Below are 18019 nucleotides of genomic sequence, written 5' to 3' on the forward strand. Positions count from 1 at the left end.
ATACCGGCTGTGCGCCAGGATCATGTCGGACCGGAACACGGCGACCGGCAACCCGCACAGGTCGTGCGCCTCGCGCAGCAACACCTCGCCGGCCCACTTGCTGTTCGCGTAGCCGTTCGCGTAACTGTCGTCGACCGGCCGTAACGCGCTCACGGTGCGGATGTCACCATCCTCGGTGAACGTGGACGGATCGACCGACAGCGCCACCGCGACGGTCGACATGTACGTGACGGGTTTGATCCGGGTCGTCAAGGCCAGCCGAATCAGCTCGGCGGTGCCCACCACATTGGGGCCGAAGAGTTGGTCGTACGGCAGCACGTGGTTGACCAGAGCGGCCGGATGCACGATCAGGTCCACAGTTTGCGCGAGGCGCTCCCAGGTCGGCTGAGCCAACCCAAGTTTGGGTTCGCCGATATCGCCGACGATGACCTCGAGGTGGTCGGCGGCCAGGGCGCGGAACCGCTCCAGCAAGTGCGGATCTCCGCTGTCGAAGACACCCTCCAGCCGGTTGGCGGCGGCCGAGGCGTCCGCGGCGCGGATGATGGAGATCAGTTTTCCGCCGGTTCCGGCTAGCCGCTCGAGCCACTCCAGGAGCAGGAAGCGCCCGAGATAACCATTGGCGCCGGTCAGCAGGACGGTGTGCGGTGTGCCGGTCACGTGCGGCAGCGTCGGGGCGGCGGCCAGGGTGGTGGCGTCGATGAACTTGTCCAGCGTGAGGTCCGCGGCGTAGACCTGCGTCGCGCCCTGCCCGTGCACCGTGGCGAACGTCGGCCGCCGTGATCCCGATTCACGCTCGGCCTCAACGTATTTCGCGAGCTGACCCAGATCGGTCGCCGGTCCGGTGATCATCCCTACCGGCACCTCGACGTCGAAGATGTCGCGCAACAGGTTGGAAAACGTGAGCGCCGACAGGGAATCGCCGCCGAGCTCGATGAACAGAGCGTCGGGCGACGGCGGACCGCCGGCCAGGCCCAGCAGCGCCTCGGCGGCGCGGGTGAGAGTGACTATCACCGGGCGCTCGGCCGCGCCTTCGCGCAACGCGCGCAGTTCGGTCACCCGATTCTCGGCCAGCTCCGCGTACAGCTGTTCGAGCCGAGCACCGTAGTGCTCCTTGAGCTTTGGCCGCAACAGCTTGCCCACTCCGGACAGCAGGCCGTTGTCCTCGCTGAACCGCTCGGTCTCCACCAGGAAGTCGACGGGCACCTCGTAGGACTGCAGCTCGGCGAGTTTCGCCGTCTGGCGCAGGGATTCGCCGAGGGCGGCCTTGAGCCCGTCGGCGTCGCCGGCGAACCTCTGGGCGGCGTCGTCGGTCGGAACGACCACGGCCAGCAGATAGGGCCGTTCGCTGTTGCCGTAGATGAAGAACTGCCGCACCAGAGCCGCGCTGGAGAACACCGCTTCCAGGCGCGCGACGGCGACGAACTCACCCTGGGCCAACTTCAGTACGTTGTTGCGGCGGTCGACATAGGCGAGCCGGCCCGGCTCCAGCTCGGCCATCACGTCACCGGTGCGGTAATAGCCGTCGGCGTCGAACGCCTTGGCGGTGACATCGGGTCGCTTGAAATATCCGGGCGTGGCGGTCAGCGACTTCACCAGCAATTCGCCTCGCGGATAAGGCTTGTCGGTGCGGAAATATCCCAACTCGGGCACATCGATGAGCTTGTAGTCCAGCACCGGGGGCTGGGTGATCCGCCCGTCCTTGGTCACCATGCCCACCTCGGTCAGGCCGTAGCCGTCGAGAACGTGGACGTCCAAACAGGTCTCGATGAAAGCGCGCATCTCTGCCGCCAGCGGCGCCGTGCCGCAGAACGCGGTCACCACGCGTCCACCAAGGACCTGCTCACGCAGCTCGGCTTGTGCCTGCGCCTCGGCGGCGGGCGTCTCGACGCCCGACAGCTCGAGTCGGTCGACCGCACTCTGGTAGCGCTGGTACAGCATCTCCGCCACCCGCGGCACCAGCCCCATTTCGGTGGGGCGCACCAGGTTCCAGTCGTCGAACAACGTCGACAGGTCGCTTTCCGGGACGAAATAACTCGTGCCGCCGGCCTGGAACGCCGTCGACAGCGGTATCCGGCCGCCCAGGTGATTCAGCGGCATGAAGTTCACATTGATGACCGGCGTGTCCGCGAAGTCGGGCATCAGTTCGGTGGTCCACAGCTTGCAGAGCATCCGCTCGGTGTACATGGCGCCCTTGGGCAATCCGGTGCTGCCCGACGTGTACATGATCATGGCCAGTCGCTCATCGGTGTCGCCGGTGAACATCGGCTCCGGTGGCAGGTTTCGTCCGCGCTCGATCACCTGCGCGAGCGTCTCGATGGTCACCGCGATGCCGGCGCCAGACAGCTTGGCCTGCGCGCGTTCGACGGCCTCGCGCTGGTCGTCGACCTCGGGCTGGTAGTCGAAGACCACCACCCGCCGCAACGACGAGCTGCCGAGCGCCGCGTCGACGGCGAGGTCGAGATAGCCGACACCGGCGGCCAATACGGACGGCTCGACCTCGTCGACGATCGGCTTCAGTCGTGACGGGGTCGTGTTGTGCTGCAGCGGCACGGCCACCAGCCCGAGATAGCCGCACACGAGATCGATGGTGAGGTATTCGGCGCTCGCGAAACCCACGGTGGCGACGAAGTCCCCGGGCGCCACGGGGTTGGTGGCGTCGTGTCGCCATGCTGCGGCGATGGCGCGGACATCGGCCCACAGCTCGCGGTAGGTCATGGTGTCGAATCGGGGCAGTAGCTGCGCGCTGGTGCGGCCGGTGCCGGGGTCGGTGGTCAAGGAGCGGGCGCGCCAGCCCAGTGCGGGCCGCTCGGCATAACCCTGGGCGAAGATTTCCAGGATCTGCGGCAGCCGCAGACCGGGTTGGCGTGCCGCGCTCTGCAGGTCGGGTTCGGGCTTGGTGGTGCGGAACTCTTCGTCGCGGGCGTCCAGATCGCTGATGCGGTGGGCTACCTGCCGGCGCACCGCGCTGATCGGGCCTGTGGAGCTGCCTTTCGCGCGCTTCGCTTCATCGGTCATGGCCCGCCTCTCGTTCAGATCCAGTCGTCTACCGGAACGAACCCCCGCGGTGCAGGCTTCCGTTCAGCCGTTGTGACGGTTGTCACACGCGGGTGGAGAGGTGGGCGGTGCGGCTCAGGCCACGACCTGAATGGGGTCGCCGACATTCACCTCGTTGAAGTACCAGGCGGCGTTGTCGGGGCTGAGGTTGATGCAACCGTGGCTGACGTTGGCGTAGCCCTGGGAATCGACCGACCAGGGCGCCGAGTGCACGTAGACGCCGCTCCAGGTGACGCGAACGGCGTATGAGGCGGTGATCTTGTAACCCTCGGGGGAGCTCAGCGGGATGCCGATGGTCCGCGAGTCCATCACCACGGTGCGCTGCTTTTCCAGCGCGGTGAAACTGCCGATCGGGGTGGGCCGGCTGGGCTTGCCCATCGACGCCGGCATGGTGCGCAGCACCTCGCCGTCCCTACTCACCGTGAAGGTGTGCTTGGAGATGCTGGCGACGCCGAGCAGCGCTTCCCCGGTGTCGAAGCCGGTCGTCAGGGCCTGAATTCCCACCGAGACGTGGGTGTGGGCGGGCCAGTACTGATTCGGCACCCACTGCACCACGGAGTTGTGGATCCACTCGAAGTGCCCCGGGGTACCGCTGGGCGAGGTGACGTGGATCGACCGCTCGACGGCCGACCGATCGGCGACGGGGGCGGTGAACGTCACCACGACGGGGTGGGCCACCCCCACCAAGGCGCCGTTAGCGGGCAAAATCGAGGCAACTTCGGGGGTGGGTTGCGGTACCGGCACCGCGGCGGTGCCGCGACCGACCGGCGCGATCAGGCCTATCGCCGTGATCGCGACCATAACAAATAGATAACGAACGCCTCGGCGCATAGCGTCCACCCTTCGAGATGGTGCGATCAACACACGAACATCCTACTGGTTACCCACTGACCACCGGTTTCAGCAAACAATGACAGCTCGGTCCGCTCGCCACGGTCACGATCCGATCACCGATCGGGTTCAGTTGCGTCAGCAGCGCGGCAGGTGGGCATGGTGGCCGAGCGCCGTCCCGCGGGCCGGGCAGCGGACTCGGGCCGCACCTGCGTGAAAGCGGCACCGATACTTCGGTTCTCGCGGGATCGCGACGCCGAGCGGCCCGGATGTGTCGATCCCTCGCCGCAACCCGGTGGCCGGCGCACGCGGACTTGCTTGGCCCGCCCGCCGGCAACGCGTTAGCCTCAGCGGATCGGCGCCCGAAGGCCGAGCCCGAATACGAGGGAGTGCGGATGCTCTTCCGTCAGCTGGAGTACTTCGTTGCGGTCGCTTCCGAGCGGCACTTCGCCCGGGCTGCCGAAAAGTGCTTCGTATCCCAGCCCGCGTTGTCGGCCTCGATCGCCAAGCTGGAACGGGAACTGAACGTCACGCTGATCAACCGCGGGCACAGCTTCGAGGGCCTCACGCCCGAAGGCGAGCGGTTGGTGGTGTGGGCCAGGCGGATTCTCGCCGAGCACGACGCCTTCAAATCCGAGGTGGACGCCGTGCGCTCGGGCATCACCGGGACGCTGCGGTTGGGGACCGTCCCCACCGCGTCCACGACGGCGTCGCTGGTGCTCTCGGCGTTCTGTTCGGCACACCCGTTGGTGAAGGTGCACATCCTTTCCCGGCTCGCCGCAAGCGAACTGTACCGGCGCCTGCGCGAATTTGAGCTCGATGCCGCCATCGTGCACGCGGCGCCCGACGAGGCGCACGACGTGAACTTGGTCCCGCTCTACCAGGAGCGCTACGTGCTGCTGGCGCCGGCGGACATGGTGGGATCCGGTGCGGCGACGATGAACTGGGCGCAGGCCGCGCAATTGCCGTTGGCGTTGCTCACTCCCGACATGCGCGATCGCCAGATCATCGACAAGGCCTTCGCCGACCATTCCATCGTCGTCAACCCGCAGGTCGAAACTGATTCCGTGGCATCGTTATTCGCGCAGGCATCGGCGGGCAACTGTGCGTCCATCGTGCCGCACACGTGGCTGTGGACGTCGCCGCTGGGCAGCGACATCCGGGCGGTGGAAATGGTTGATCCGGTGCTCAAAGCTGATGTCGCCCTGGCCACCAACTCCACCGGGCCCGGGACGCCGATCGCCCGCGCGCTGGCCACCTCCGCCGGACAGCTGGCGCTGGACGAGTTCTTCGACGCGCAGCTGTTAGGGCTTACCCGCCGGCGTTGACCGCCGCAGGCGGTGTCGCCGCGCTGGCCGGGTTCAGTTTGGCCAGATGTCCGCTCTCCACCCCCGCCGCCGGGTCGAGTTCGCAGTCGATGATCGACGGTCCCCCGGCGCCGATCGCTTCGGCCAGCGCGGCGCGCAGCTCCGACGGGGTGGTGACGTGATATCCCTTGCCGCCGAACGCTTCCGCGAGCAGCTCGTGGTGCGCCCGGGCGTTCAACACGGTCGGTGCCGGGTCCGAGCCGCGCGCGGCGGTGCCGGGTGCGGCCTCGTCGCCGCGGTAGACGCCGCCGTTGTTGAGGATGACGACGGTGACCGGCAGGCGGTAGCGGCAGATGGTTTCGATCTCCATGCCGCTGAAGCCGAATGCGCTGTCGCCCTCGATCGCGACCACCGGTTTGCCGGTCTCGACGGCCGCGCCGATCGCATACCCCATCCCGATGCCCATCACGCCCCAGGTGCCCGTGTCGAGCCGGTGGCGCGGCAGCTCCATGTCGATGACATTGCGGGCCAGATCGAGCGCGTTGGCTCCTTCGTTGACGACATACACGTCCCGGTTGTCCTGCAGGACGGAGCGAATCGCGCCCAAGGCGTTGTAAAACCGCATCGGGTGCGGATCGTCGGCCAGGCGCTCGCGCATCTTGGCGTCGTTGCGGGCTCTGCGCTCGGCCAGCTCGCCGGCCCACTCCGGCGGCGCGGCGATCGGCCGGGCGGCCACGCCGTCACACAGTGCCGACAGCACCGAACCGATGTCACCGGCCAGCGGCGCGGCGATGCGCTGGTTGCTGTCGAACTCGCAAGCGGCGATGTCCACCTGCACGAATTTGGCGTTCGGGTTCCACTGCGGCGAATCCCCATGGCCCAGCAGCCAATTCAGCCGGGCGCCGACCAGCAGGACGGCGTCGGCCCGCGCGATCGCCAGCGAGCGGGCTGCCGCGGCCGACTGCGGGTGCGAATCCGGAAGTAGGCCTTTGGCCATCGACATGGGCAGGAACGGAATGCCGGTGGTCTCGACGAACTTCCGAATCGCGTTGTCGGCCTGGGCATACGCCGCGCCTTTGCCGAGCACGATCAGCGGCCGCCGCGCTTGGGTCAGCACGTCCAGCGCACGGTCGATCGCGTCGGGCGCCGGCAGCTGGCGGGGCGCGGGGTCGACGACCCGCCAGATCGTGTCCGCCGCGGCGCCGGCGTCCATGGCCTGGCCCAGCACCTCGCCGGGGATGTCCAGGTAGACGCCGCCGGGCCGTCCCGAGACCGCGGTGCGAATGGCGCGCGCGATGCCGCGCCCGATGTCCTCGATCCGGCCGATCCGATAAGCGGCCTTGGCGAACGGCTTCGCGGCGTTGAGTTGGTCGAGGTCCTGATAATCGCCGCGCTGCAGATCCACCTGCGCTCGATTGCTGGAGCCGGAAATCTGAATCATCGGAAAGCAATTCGTGGTCGCGTTCGCCAACGCGGGCAGGCCGTTGAGGAAGCCGGGCCCGGACGTCGTGAGGCACACCCCGGGCCGGCGGGTCAGGAACCCGGCTGCGGCGGCGGCATTTCCGGCCGAGGTTTCCTGGCGGAAACCGATGTAGCGGATTCCGGACGCCTGCGCGACGCGGGCGAGGTCGGTGATCGGGATGCCGACGATGCCGTAGATGGTCTCGACGCCGTTGGCCTTCAGCGCGTCCACCACGAGGTGAAAGCCGTCGGTCAGGCGCGTCGGTTCCGGCGCCGGGATTCCAGATGCCGAAGCTGTGGACATGTGGCGACTCCTCGGATGCGTGCGGTCGGCGGGTGGGTGCGCCGGGGGCGGGTACTGCCGTAGCCATCACTGTGGCCCCAGCGCACACCGCGTGTCCAAGACGAAGACGCTATCCGGCGATTCGCGTTGTCTATCGTGCCAGGTCAAAGCGCTGTGAGGGCGGTTCGATAGCCGGCGGTTATCGATCGTGAGCGAATCGATATTGGACGGCCGAGAAGGCCGCGCGGCAGGGTTGGCATCGGCAGCCGAAGTGGAAGGAGTGCGGCGATGACATCCGAGGCGATTGACAGCGGCGAGGGGTTGACCGAATCCGCGAGCCCCCGCCTGGCGGACCTGGTCGAGGCGGCGGCGCACCGGTCGCCGGAGGCGCGGGCGTTGGTCGTCACCGCCGACCGCATACCCATCAACTATCGAGACCTGATCGGGCTGGTCGATGATCTGGCCGCCCAACTGAAGGCCGGTGGCCTGCGGCCGGGGGATCGGGTCGCGCTGCGCGCCGGCAGCAACGCCGAGTTTGTCGTCGGGTTGCTTGGGGCGTCGCGCGCGGATCTCGTTGCGGTTCCGCTGGATCCGGCTCTGCCCCTGGCCGACCAGCGGGCCCGCAGCGAGGCGGTCGGTGCCCGGGTGGTGCTCGTCGACCAACCCGGTGACGCCGACAATGATCCGGCCGCGCCGCCGTGGTGGCCCATCGCGGTGACGGTCGGGCCGGACGGCACCGCCCCGGCGGTCAGCCTGGACGCCGCCGCGGCGCCCCGTCGCGAGGTGGCCACACCGCAGGGGTTGCGCGACGACGACGCCATGATCATGTTCACCGGCGGAACCACCGGTGTGCCCAAGATGGTTCCGTGGACTCACCACAACATCGCCGGGTCGGTGGCGGCCATCATCGCGGGGTACGGGCTGGGTCCGCGGGACGCGACGGTGGCGGTGATGCCGCTCTACCACGGGCACGGGCTGCTCGCCGCGCTGCTGGGCACGCTGGTGTCCGGGGGAGCGGTGCTGCTGCCGGCGCGCGGAAAGTTCTCCGCGCACACGTTCTGGGCGGACATCGAGGCCGTCGGCGCCACCTGGTACACCGCCGTCCCGACGATCCATCAAATCCTGTTGGAGCGCGCGCGAACCGAGCAGCCGGGCAGCACGCCCGCCCTGCGGTTCATCCGTAGTTGCAGCGCGCCGCTGACCGCCGAGACTGCCCAGGCGCTGCATGACACGTTCTCCGCGCCGGTGGTGTGCGCATTCGGGATGACCGAGTCGACCCACCAGGTGGCGACGACCGCCATCGACGGTGCTGGGCATAGCGAAAACCCCGGTGCCACACCGGGTCTCGTGGGCCGGTCGACAGGCCCGGAAATCCGGATCGTCGGGCCCGGCGGTCAGGCGCTGCCCGCGGAGGCCGTCGGCGAGGTCTGGCTGCACGGCCCCACCGTGGTGCGCGGTTACCTCGGCGACCCGTCCATCACCGCCGCCAACTTCACCGAGGGGTGGCTGCACACCGGTGACCTGGGCACCCTGTCGCCGGCCGGCGACCTTGTCATCCGCGGCCGGATCAAGGAGCTCATCAACCGCGGCGGGGAGAAGATTTCGCCGGAGCGCGTCGAGGGCGTCCTGGCCAGCCACCCCGGCGTGCTCGAGGTCGGCGTGTTCGGGGTGCCCGACAAGCTGTACGGCGAGGCGGTGGCCGCGGTGATCGTCCCCCGCGGGTCGGCCGCGCCGACGCCCGACGAACTGGCGGCGTTCTGCCGGGACCGGCTGGCGCCCTTCGAGGTGCCGGCCGAGTTCCAGCAGGCCGACGAATTGCCGCACACCGCAAAGGGTTCGCTGGACCGCCGGGCGGTGGCCGAGCGGTTCGGTCGCAAAGCCTGACGCGCAGGCGCCCTAAACGGCGGCGTTCACCCGGGCGGCCGCGGACTCCGGCATCGGTTCGTAGCGGACGAACGACCGGGTGAACGACGCCGCGCCGTGCGCCAGCGACCGCAGGTCGATGGCGTAACGGGTCAATTCCACCTGGGGCACCTCGGCTTTGACCACGGTGCGCTCGTTGCCCGCGGTGTCCGAGCCCAGCACCCGGCCGCGCCGGCTGGACAGGTCACCCATCACCGCACCGACGTAGTCGTCTGGCACCAGGACCGAGATCTCGTCGATGGGCTCGAGCAGCGCCACCTTGGTCGCAGCGGCGGCCTCCCGCAGCGCCAGCGCGCCGGCCATCTGGAAAGCGAAGTCCGACGAGTCGACGCTGTGCGCTTTGCCGTCGAGCAGCGTGACGCGGATGTCGACCACCGGGTAGCCCGCGTGCACGCCCTTCTCCATCTGGGCGCGCACGCCCTTCTCCACGCTCGGAATGAACTGGCGCGGCACCGCGCCGCCGACCACCTTGTCGACGAACTCGAAACCCGAACCCTCCGGCAGCGGCTCCACCTCGATGTCGCACACCGCGTACTGGCCGTGCCCACCGGACTGCTTGACGTGGCGGCCGTGGCCTTTCGCCTTGCCGCCGAACGTTTCTCGTAGCGGGACCCGCAGTTCCACGGTATCGACGGTGACCCCGTACCGATTGGCCAGCGCGTCGAGCACCACCCCGGCGTGTGATTCGCCCATGCACCACAGCACGATCTGGTGTGTCTCGGAGTTCTGCTCGATCCGCAGCGTCGGATCCTCGGCGGCCAGCCGCCCCAGCCCCACCGACAGCTTGTCCTCGTCGGTTTTGGCGTGCGCGGCGATGGCGACCGGCAACAGGGGCTCGGGCATGGTCCAGGGCTTCAAGACCAACGGCTCGGACTTGTCCGAGAGCGTGTCACCCGTTTCGGCGCGGCTCAGCTTCCCGATCGCGCAGATGTCGCCCGCGACCACCGTCGCCGCCGGGCGCTGCTGCTTGCCCAACGGGAAGGACAGCACCCCGACGCGCTCGTCCTCGTCGTGGTCGGGGTGCACATGGCCCTGAGAATTGGAGCCGTTGCTGGCACCGAAGAACGACGCAAAATGGCCCGACACATGGACCGTCGTGTCGGGCCTGATGGTGCCGGAGAACACCCGGACCAGGCTGACCCTGCCCACGTACGGGTCCGACGTCGTCTTCACCACCTCCGCGAGCAGCGGCCCGTCCGCGTCACACGTCAGGGTGGCGTGCGGCGCACCGACCGGCGTGAAGACCTCCGGCAGTGGGTGTTCCCTCGGAGACGGGAAGCCGCGCGTGGCGACCTCCAGCAATTCCAGGGTGCCGACGCCGCTGCCGCTGCAGACCGGGATCACCGGAAAGAACGAGGCCCGCGCGACGGCCCGCTCCAGATCCGCGATGAGCACGGATTCGTCGATGGCCTCGCCCCCGAGATAGCGCTCCATCAGCGACTCGTCCTCGGACTCCTCGATGATTCCTTCGATCAGGGCGCCGCGCGCTTCCTCGATGTGCTCGGCGTCGGAGGGATTGGGTGACCGCACGGTGCGTGTGCCGCCGCTGTATTCGTAGCGCTGCTGCGACAGCAGTCCGATCAGGCCGCTGCAGTTGGGCAGGTCGGTGGGCAGGTAGAGCGGTAATACCTTGTCGCCGAACGCATTCTGTGCGGCGGCCAAGGCCTCGGCGTAATTCGCGCGGGTGTGGTCGAGCTTGGTGATCACCACGGCGCGGGGCATGCCGACCTGGTTGCATTCCTGCCATAGCGATTTGGTGGGCTCGTCGACGCCCTCGTTGGCCGCGATCACAAACAGCGCGCAGTCGGCGGCCCGCAGCCCGGCCCGCAACTCGCCGACGAAGTCGGCGTATCCGGGTGTGTCGACCAGATTGACCTTGACACCGTCATGCGACAGGGACGCCACGGCCACGCCCACCGACCGTTGCTGGCGGATCTCGGCGTCGTCGTAATCGCAGACCGTGCTGCCGTCGGCAACCGAGCCGCTTCGGGTCAACACACCGGCGGCGACCAACAAGGCTTCTACGAGAGTGGTTTTGCCGCCGCCCGACGGGCCCACCAGCACCACGTTGCGGATCTCGTCCGGACCGGTCGCGGTGGGGGCGTTCCCCGCGCCTTGGGAAGTAGTTGTCCTGTCGGCCATGACTTTCCTCCAGGTTGCCCGGGCGCACCGTTGCTGACCTCGCTAGCACCTAACTAGCTACCATTCACCCAACTTCGGTAGACCACAAGACCGTCGGGCCAGATCGAGTGGCCCACGCGCCGCGGCCGGCCGAGCCGCCGGTTAGTAGTGCCAGCCCGACCAACGCTGCACCGCCACCGCGATCACCGGGCCGTCCAGCGAAACCGATTGGTACTGGGGATATTTCGCGCGCAGCAGTTGGTATCCGAGGTCGGCGTCGTCCCCACCGGTGTGGATCGTGGCGACGCCGTCGGCGCGCACCCACCACAGCTGGGTCCAGTCGTCGGCGTAGTGATCGACCAGCAGGCTCACGCGGGGATTGCTGTCGATGTTGGCCAGGCGGCGCAGCCGCCTTGTCGTTTTCGGTTTCGCGTCGACGGCCGTGTACACCACGTCGGATCCGTCCCGGGCATCGGTGGCGACCGCGAAGACCACCGGCACCACGTGCGGTTGGCCGCCGGGCCCGACCGTGGCCAGCCGGGCCACCGGGGACCCGGCGAAGCCGGTTTTGGGGTCGAATCCGCCCACCGGGTCAGCCTAGGACCCGGGGTTAACGACGGCGCGGGTGCCGATGAGGCCGATCACAACCTGACACATGCCATGCATAGCTACCTGCATTACGGTTATATACACACAAATGTGCCGCCAAGAGCTTGAGGCCGGGACAGTTTGTTCTCTACCGCAAAGCAGGAGGGTGACACCGATGAGCAAATCGCACCGCCGCGCGGTCCGGTGGTCATGGTTGGTCAGCGTGCTGACCGTGGTCGGACTGGGCCTCGGCTGGGGATCCGGTGTGGGCCTTGCGCCGGCGTCGGCGTCACCATCGAACCTGGCGCTGGATCGGTTCACCGATCGCCCCCAGGCGCCGCTGGATCCGTCGGCGATGGTGGGTCAGGTCGGGCCGCAGGTGGTCAACATCGACACCAAGTTCGGCTACAACAACGCGGTGGGCGCCGGAACCGGCATCGTGATCGACCCCAACGGCGTCGTGCTCACCAACAACCACGTGATCTCCGGTGCCACCGACATCAGCGCATTCGACGTCGGCAACGGGCAGACCTACGCCGTCGACGTGATCGGCTATGACCGCACCCAGGACATCGCGGTGCTGCAACTTCGCGGCGCGTCCGGCCTGCCCACCGCCGCGATCGGCGGCGAGGCCACGGTCGGAGAGCCCGTCGTCGCGCTCGGAAACGTCAACGGCCAAGGCGGTACCCCCAACGCGGTGACCGGCAAGGTCGTCGCCCTGAACCAGAGCGTCTCGGCGACGGACACCCTGACCGGCGCGCAGGAGAGCCTGGGCGGCCTGATCCAGGCGGACGCCCCGATCAAGCCGGGTGACTCCGGCGGGCCGTTGGTGAACAACGCCGGGCAGGTGATCGGCGTCGACACCGCCGCCACCGACAGCTACAAGATGTCCGGCGGGCAGGGCTTCGCCATTCCCATTGGGCGCGCGATGGGCGTCGCCGGGCAGATCCGCTCCGGCGCCGGCTCGAACACGGTTCACATCGGCCCCACGGCGTTCCTCGGGCTGGGTGTGATGGACAACAACGGCAACGGCGCGCGGGTGCAGCGGGTGGTCGGTGCCGGTCCCGCCGGGGCCGCCGGCATCGCGCCCGGCGACGTCATCACCGGCGTCGACAACGTCGCGATCACCGGGGCGACGTCCATGACCGAGGTGCTCGTTCCGCATCACCCCGGCGACACCATCGCTGTGCACTACCGGTCCAACGACGGCGGTGAGCGTACGGCGAACATCACACTGGCGGAGGGTCCGCCGGCCTGACATCCACGCCGGCGAGACCCGGCGGTGGCCAATTCGTTTGTCACCGGGCGTGTTTCGTCACAAGCGTGTGGGCGTGATTCCGAAAGTCGCGCCTAGGGTACCCGTGGCATCGTGGATTTGATGAACGACGCAAGAGAAGCTGTCGAGCACCATCCCGAGGGGGGCAGTCACGTCCAGGACGGCGTAGTCGAGCACCCCGACGCCGAGGACTTCAACAACGCCGCCGCGCTGCCCACCGACCCCACGTGGTTCAAGCACGCCGTGTTCTACGAGGTGCTGGTGCGGGCCTTCCTGGACGCCAATGCGGACGGGTCGGGCGACCTGCGCGGGCTGCTGCAGCGACTGGACTACCTGCAGTGGCTGGGCATCGACTGCATCTGGCTGCCGCCCTTCTACGACTCACCCCTGCGCGACGGCGGCTACGACATCCGGGACTTCTACAAGGTGCTGCCCGAGTTCGGGACGGTCGAGGATTTCGTCGCGCTGCTCAACGCCGCGCACGAACGGGGGATCCGGGTCATCACCGACCTGGTGATGAACCACACCTCCGATTCGCACCCCTGGTTCCAGGAGTCGCGGCACGACCCCGACGGCCCGTACGGCGACTTCTACGTGTGGAGCGACACCAGCGAGCGCTACACCGACGCCCGGATCATCTTCATCGACACCGAAGAGTCGAACTGGACGTTCGACCCGGTGCGCAAGCAGTTCTACTGGCACCGGTTCTTCTCGCACCAGCCCGACCTGAACTATGACAACCCGGCCGTGCAGGAAGCGATGATCGACGTGCTGCGCTTCTGGCTCGAGCTGGGAATCGACGGGTTCCGGCTGGACGCGGTGCCCTACCTGTTCGAACGCGAGGGCACCAACTGCGAGAACCTGCCCGAGACGCACGCCTTCCTCAAGCGGGTGCGCAAGGTCATCGACGACGAATTCCCGGGCCGGGTGCTGCTGGCCGAGGCCAACCAGTGGCCGGCCGACGTCGTCGAGTACTTCGGCGACGCCACCACCGGCGGCGACGAGTGCCACATGGCATTCCACTTCCCGCTGATGCCGCGCATCTTCATGGCGGTGCGCCGCGAATCCCGCTTTCCGATTTCGGAGATCCTGGCCCAGACGCCCGAGATCCCCGACATGGCGCAGTGGGGGATCTTCCTGCGCAACCACGACGAGTTGACGCTGGAAATGGTCACCGATGAAGAGCGTGACTACATGTACTCCGAGTACGCCAAGGATCCGCGGATGAAGGCGAACGTCGGCATCCGCCGCCGGCTGGCGCCGCTGCTGGACAACGACCGCAATCAGATCGAGCTGTTCACCGCGCTGCTGCTGTCGCTGCCCGGCTCGCCGGTCCTCTACTACGGCGACGAGATCGGCATGGGTGACGTCATCTGGCTGGGTGACCGCGACGGCGTGCGCACACCGATGCAGTGGACGCCGGACCGCAACGCGGGCTTTTCCAAGGCGAACCCCGGCCGGCTCTATCTGCCGCCCAGCCAGGACTCCGTCTACGGCTATCAGGCGGTCAACGTCGAGGCCCAACGCGACACCAGTACCTCGCTGCTCAACTTCACCCGGACGATGCTGGCGGTGCGGCGCCGCCACGAGGCCTTCGCGATCGGCAGCTTCGAAGAACTGGGCGGCTCGAACCCGTCGGTGCTGGCGTTCGTGCGGCAGGTGTCCGAGGACGGCGACACCGTGCTGTGCGTCAACAACCTGTCGCGGTTCCCCCAGCCGATCGAACTGAATCTGCAGCATTGGAGCGGGTGCACACCGGTGGAGCTGACCGGACACGTCGAGTTCCCGCGCATCGGCCACCTGCCCTACCTGCTCACCCTGCCGGGACACGGCTTCTACTGGTTCCAGCTGACCGGATGCGAGGAGGACGCATGACGACCCCCGCGACGAGGCAGACTGGTGCTCATGAGGAGGAGTGGCGCAAATGACTCAGCCAGCCAAGCTGCCCTGGTCTGAGTGGCTTCCGCAACAACGTTGGTACGCCGGGCGTAACCGGGAACTGACTCGCGCCGAATCCAGCGTGGTCGTCCCGCTCGACGACGACCTCGACCTGGTCCTCGTCGACGCCGACTACGCCGACGGTTCCCGCCACCGGTACCAGGTGATCGTGCGATGGGATGCCGGACCGGTCTCCGAGTACAGCACCGTCGCCACCATCGGCTCCGCTGACGGCCGGACCGGGTTCGACGCGATGTACGACGCCGAGGCGCCGCGGTTCCTGCTCTCTTTGATCGACTCGTCGGCCGTGCGCAACGCGACGGGCACCGAGGTGAGTTTCGCCAAAGAGCCGGGCGTCGAGCTTCCGCTGGAGGCGATGGCGCATGTCTCGGACGCCGAGCAGTCCAACACCAGCGTCATCTTCGACCGCGACGCGATCTTCAAGGTGTTCCGGCGCGTCAGCAGCGGCATCAACCCCGACATCGAGCTGAACCGCGTGCTCGGCCGGGCCGGCAACCCGCACGTCGCGCGGTTGCTGGGCACCTACGAGATGACCGGTTCCGAGGGCAGCGCCGACGAGGTGTGGCCGTTGGGCATGGTGACCGAGTTCGCCGCCAACTCCGCGGAGGGCTGGGCGATGGCCACCGCGAGCGTCCGTGACCTGTTCGCCGAGGGCGACCTGTATGCGTACGAGGTCGGCGGCGACTTCGCCGGCGAGTCCTACCGGCTCGGCGAAGCCGTGGCGTCCGTGCACGCCACCCTGGCCGAGACGCTTGGAACCTCGCAGGCCGTGTTCCCGGTGGACAACGTGCTGGCGCGGCTGTCGGCGACCGCGGCCCTGGTGCCCGAGCTCGAGGAGCACGCGACGACGATCGAAGAGCGCTTCCAGAAGCTGATCACCGAGACGATCACCGTGCAGCGCGTCCACGGCGATCTGCACCTGGGCCAGGTGCTGCGCACGCCGGAGCGCTGGCTGCTCATCGATTTCGAGGGCGAGCCGGGACAGCCGCTCGAGGAACGCCGAGCGCCGGATTCACCGCTGCGTGACGTGGCCGGGGTGCTGCGCTCGTTCGAGTACGCCGCGTACGGACCATTGGTCGACCAAGCCGACGACAAGCAGTTGGCGGCCCGGGCCCGCGAGTGGGTCGAACGCAACCGCACCGCGTTCTGCGACGGCTATGCGGCCGCCTCCGGGACAGACCCGCGCGATTCGGCGCAGCTGCTGGCCGCCTACGAGCTCGACAAGGCCGTCTACGAGGCCGGTTACGAAGCGCGGCACCGGCCGGGCTGGCTGCCGATTCCGTTGCGCTCCATCGCTCGTCTCACCGCCCACTAGCGTTCGCGTGCGCTGCGCGTGCCGCGGCTGTCTGACAGCATGTGCGTGTGCCGAACGAGATCAACAACAGTGAGTCGCGGTTGTCGTGGGTGCTGGCGGTGCTGGCCGGGATTTTGGGGGCGACCGCCTATACGCATTCCGCCGGATACTTTGTGACCTTCATGACAGGCAACGCCCAGCGGGCGGCGCTGGGGTACTTCCGCGGGGACGTGGTGCTGTCGATCTCCGCGGGGGTGTTGATCCTGTGCTTCGTCGCCGGCGTGATCATCGCGTCGGTCTGCCGGCGCCATTTCTGGGTGGCGCACCCGCACGGGCCGACGGTGCTGACGACGTTCAGCCTGGCGGCGGCCACCGTGGCCGACGTCATCGACGAGGGCTGGACCGAAAACCTGCTCGATTTCGCGCCGATCATGTTGGTGGCGTTCGGGATCGGGGCTTTGAACACGTCCTTCGTCAAGGACGGTGAGGTGTCGGTCCCGCTGAGCTACGTGACCGGCACGCTGGTGAAGATGGGCCAGGGCATCGAACGCCACCTCGCGGGTGGGTCGGCGGCCGACTGGCTGGGCTACTTTCTGCTGTTCGCCAGCCTGGTGCTGGGCGCCGCCGTGGGTGGCTTCATCAGCCTGTTCGTCAACGGGACGTGGATGCTGGTGGTGGCCACCGTCGTGTGCGCGCTGACCACCGGCTACACGTACTTCCACTCCGATCGCCGGGCCCTGCTCAAGGAGGCGTGAGAAAAAGCATCGGCAGTAGCGCTGACCGGTGCGCTACTGCCGATGCTGGCCTTGGCCTCAGGCCGCGGGAGGGTTAGCGGTAGGGGCGCTAGCCGGCGCGGCGTTGACCGTGTTGAGGGTTTGCAGGATGTCGGGCTTCATCGCGACCAACTGCTGGTTCCAGTAGGGCCACGAGTGCGTCCCGTTGGCGGGGAAGTTGAACACCCCGTTGCGTCCGCCGGCGGCCACGTAGTTGTTCTGGAACTGCTCGTTGGTGCGCAGCGTCATGCCCTCCAGGAACTTGGCCGGCATGTTGTCGCCGCCGAGGTCGCTGGGGGTGCCGTTACCGCAGTAGACCCAGATGCGGGTGTTGTTGGCGACCAGTCGCGGAATCTGGACCATCGGGTCGTTGCGCTTCCACGCCGGGTCGCTGGACGGCCCCCACATGCTGTTGGCGTTGTAGCCGCCCGCGTCGTTCATCGCCAGCCCGATCAGGGTGGGCCACCAGCCCTCGGACGGGTTGAGGAAGCCCGACAACGCGGCGGCGTACGGGAACTGCTGCGGGTAGTAGGCCGCCAGGATCAGCGCGGAGCCGCCCGACATGGACAGCCCGACGGCGGCGTTGCCGGCCGGGGAGACCTGCTTGTTGGCCTGCATCCACAGCGGCATCTCCTGCGTCAGGAAGGTCTCCCACTTGTAGGTGTAGTTCTGTCCGTTACCCGAGGACGGCTGGTACCAGTTGCTGTAGAAGCTGGACTGGCCGCCGACCGGCATGATCACCGACAGGCCGGACTGGTAGAACTCCTCGAAAGCCGGGGTGTTGATGTCCCAGCCGTTGTAATCGTCCTGCGCGCGCAGGCCGTCGAGCAGGTACACGGCGTGCGATCCGCCGCCCTGGAACTGGACCTTGATGTTGCGGCCCATCGACGGCGAGGGCACCTCGAGGTATTCCACCGGAAGGCCGGGCTTGGAGAAGGCCCCCGCGACGGGGGAGCCGCCGGAGGCAACAGCGAGACCGGACAGCAGGGAGGCCCCCATGGCCGCGATCGCCAGTCGGCGCGGCATGGTAGCCGCTGCGCCACGCAACTTTTCGAAGAACGACATAGCTCTCTACCCATCCCAACTTTCATCTGCCGCATGGTGCGGTCGAATCTGTTCTCGGGGAGTCAAACACAGCGGGACGGATGA

Annotated in this window: 12 protein-coding genes; 6 read left to right on the top strand and 6 right to left on the bottom strand. The window is 68.0% G+C overall.

Annotation, left to right across the window (positions count from 1 at the left end; translation table 11 throughout):
• A partial coding sequence (gene car, locus A9W96_RS29250) for a carboxylic acid reductase (protein WP_304441750.1) occupies positions 1-3015 on the bottom strand: 3015 nt, incomplete at its 3' end.
• 114 nt (positions 3016-3129) lie between these two features.
• Entirely contained in the window at positions 3130-3885 is a 756-nt protein-coding gene (locus tag A9W96_RS29255) for a L,D-transpeptidase family protein (protein WP_066877948.1), read from the bottom strand.
• A gap of 395 nt (positions 3886-4280) precedes the next feature.
• Between A9W96_RS29255 and A9W96_RS29260 the strand changes: the two genes are divergently transcribed.
• Positions 4281-5213, top strand: a complete 933-nt coding sequence (locus A9W96_RS29260) for a LysR family transcriptional regulator (RefSeq protein WP_066865375.1) — start codon at positions 4281-4283, stop codon at positions 5211-5213.
• Here the strand turns inward: A9W96_RS29260 and oxc are convergent.
• Complete coding sequence (gene oxc, locus A9W96_RS29265) at positions 5197-6957, bottom strand: oxalyl-CoA decarboxylase (protein ID WP_067144650.1); 1761 nt, start codon at positions 6955-6957, stop codon at positions 5197-5199. The genes A9W96_RS29260 and oxc overlap by 17 nt on opposite strands.
• A 267-nt stretch (positions 6958-7224) precedes the next feature.
• Here oxc and A9W96_RS29270 point away from each other — a divergent pair, with 267 nt between their 5' ends.
• On the top strand, positions 7225-8820 hold the full coding sequence (locus A9W96_RS29270; RefSeq protein WP_067144652.1) for a FadD7 family fatty acid--CoA ligase: 1596 nt from the start codon (positions 7225-7227) through the stop codon (positions 8818-8820).
• Positions 8821-8832: 12 nt separating this feature from the next.
• Here the strand turns inward: A9W96_RS29270 and A9W96_RS29275 are convergent, their stop codons facing one another.
• Together A9W96_RS29275 and A9W96_RS29280 are read right to left on the bottom strand one after the other, a co-directional pair.
• Positions 8833-11001, bottom strand: coding sequence for an elongation factor G-like protein EF-G2 (locus A9W96_RS29275; protein ID WP_066882015.1), 2169 nt, complete (start codon positions 10999-11001; stop codon positions 8833-8835).
• A 141-nt stretch (positions 11002-11142) separates the two neighbouring features.
• Complete coding sequence (locus tag A9W96_RS29280) at positions 11143-11568, bottom strand: TIGR03668 family PPOX class F420-dependent oxidoreductase (protein ID WP_066882017.1); 426 nt, start codon at positions 11566-11568, stop codon at positions 11143-11145.
• A 175-nt stretch (positions 11569-11743) separates the two neighbouring features.
• On the opposite strand from A9W96_RS29280, the gene A9W96_RS29285 reads away from it, so the two are divergent.
• The 4 genes from A9W96_RS29285 to A9W96_RS29300 all read left to right on the top strand — a co-directional run bounded on the left by A9W96_RS29285 (position 11744) and on the right by A9W96_RS29300 (position 16852).
• Positions 11744-12826 (top strand): S1C family serine protease, encoded by a 1083-nt coding sequence (locus tag A9W96_RS29285; protein WP_066868122.1) that lies wholly within the window; start codon positions 11744-11746, stop codon positions 12824-12826.
• Positions 12827-12946: 120 nt separating this feature from the next.
• Complete coding sequence (treS, locus tag A9W96_RS29290; protein WP_066868237.1) at positions 12947-14719, top strand: maltose alpha-D-glucosyltransferase; 1773 nt, start codon at positions 12947-12949, stop codon at positions 14717-14719.
• A gap of 49 nt (positions 14720-14768) precedes the next feature.
• Complete coding sequence (locus A9W96_RS29295; protein WP_067144654.1) at positions 14769-16118, top strand: maltokinase; 1350 nt, start codon at positions 14769-14771, stop codon at positions 16116-16118.
• Between the two features lie 47 nt (positions 16119-16165).
• Complete coding sequence (locus A9W96_RS29300) at positions 16166-16852, top strand: YoaK family protein (RefSeq protein ID WP_066868128.1); 687 nt, start codon at positions 16166-16168, stop codon at positions 16850-16852.
• Between the two features lie 57 nt (positions 16853-16909).
• Here the strand turns inward: A9W96_RS29300 and ag85C are convergent, their stop codons facing one another.
• On the bottom strand, positions 16910-17935 hold the full coding sequence (ag85C, locus tag A9W96_RS29305) for a diacylglycerol acyltransferase/mycolyltransferase Ag85C (protein WP_066868130.1): 1026 nt from the start codon (positions 17933-17935) through the stop codon (positions 16910-16912).
• Between the last annotated feature and the right edge of the window lie 84 nt (positions 17936-18019).

The organism is Mycobacterium sp. 1245852.3 (genome assembly GCF_001669335.1).
GTDB lineage: Bacteria > Actinomycetota > Actinomycetes > Mycobacteriales > Mycobacteriaceae > Mycobacterium > Mycobacterium europaeum_A.

What these genes read in the sequence shown, in the direction of transcription:
- A9W96_RS29255 (WP_066877948.1), bottom strand. Translation starts at nt 3,885, where the DNA reads ATGCGCCGAGGCGTTCGTTATCTATTTGTTATGGTCGCGATCACGGCG.
- A9W96_RS29260 (WP_066865375.1), top strand. Translation starts at nt 4,281, where the DNA reads ATGCTCTTCCGTCAGCTGGAGTACTTCGTTGCGGTCGCTTCCGAGCGG.
- oxc (WP_067144650.1), bottom strand. Translation starts at nt 6,957, where the DNA reads ATGTCCACAGCTTCGGCATCTGGAATCCCGGCGCCGGAACCGACGCGC.
- A9W96_RS29270 (WP_067144652.1), top strand. Translation starts at nt 7,225, where the DNA reads ATGACATCCGAGGCGATTGACAGCGGCGAGGGGTTGACCGAATCCGCG.
- A9W96_RS29275 (WP_066882015.1), bottom strand. Translation starts at nt 11,001, where the DNA reads ATGGCCGACAGGACAACTACTTCCCAAGGCGCGGGGAACGCCCCCACC.
- A9W96_RS29285 (WP_066868122.1), top strand. Translation starts at nt 11,744, where the DNA reads ATGAGCAAATCGCACCGCCGCGCGGTCCGGTGGTCATGGTTGGTCAGC.
- treS (WP_066868237.1), top strand. Translation starts at nt 12,947, where the DNA reads ATGAACGACGCAAGAGAAGCTGTCGAGCACCATCCCGAGGGGGGCAGT.
- A9W96_RS29295 (WP_067144654.1), top strand. Translation starts at nt 14,769, where the DNA reads ATGACTCAGCCAGCCAAGCTGCCCTGGTCTGAGTGGCTTCCGCAACAA.
- ag85C (WP_066868130.1), bottom strand. Translation starts at nt 17,935, where the DNA reads ATGTCGTTCTTCGAAAAGTTGCGTGGCGCAGCGGCTACCATGCCGCGC.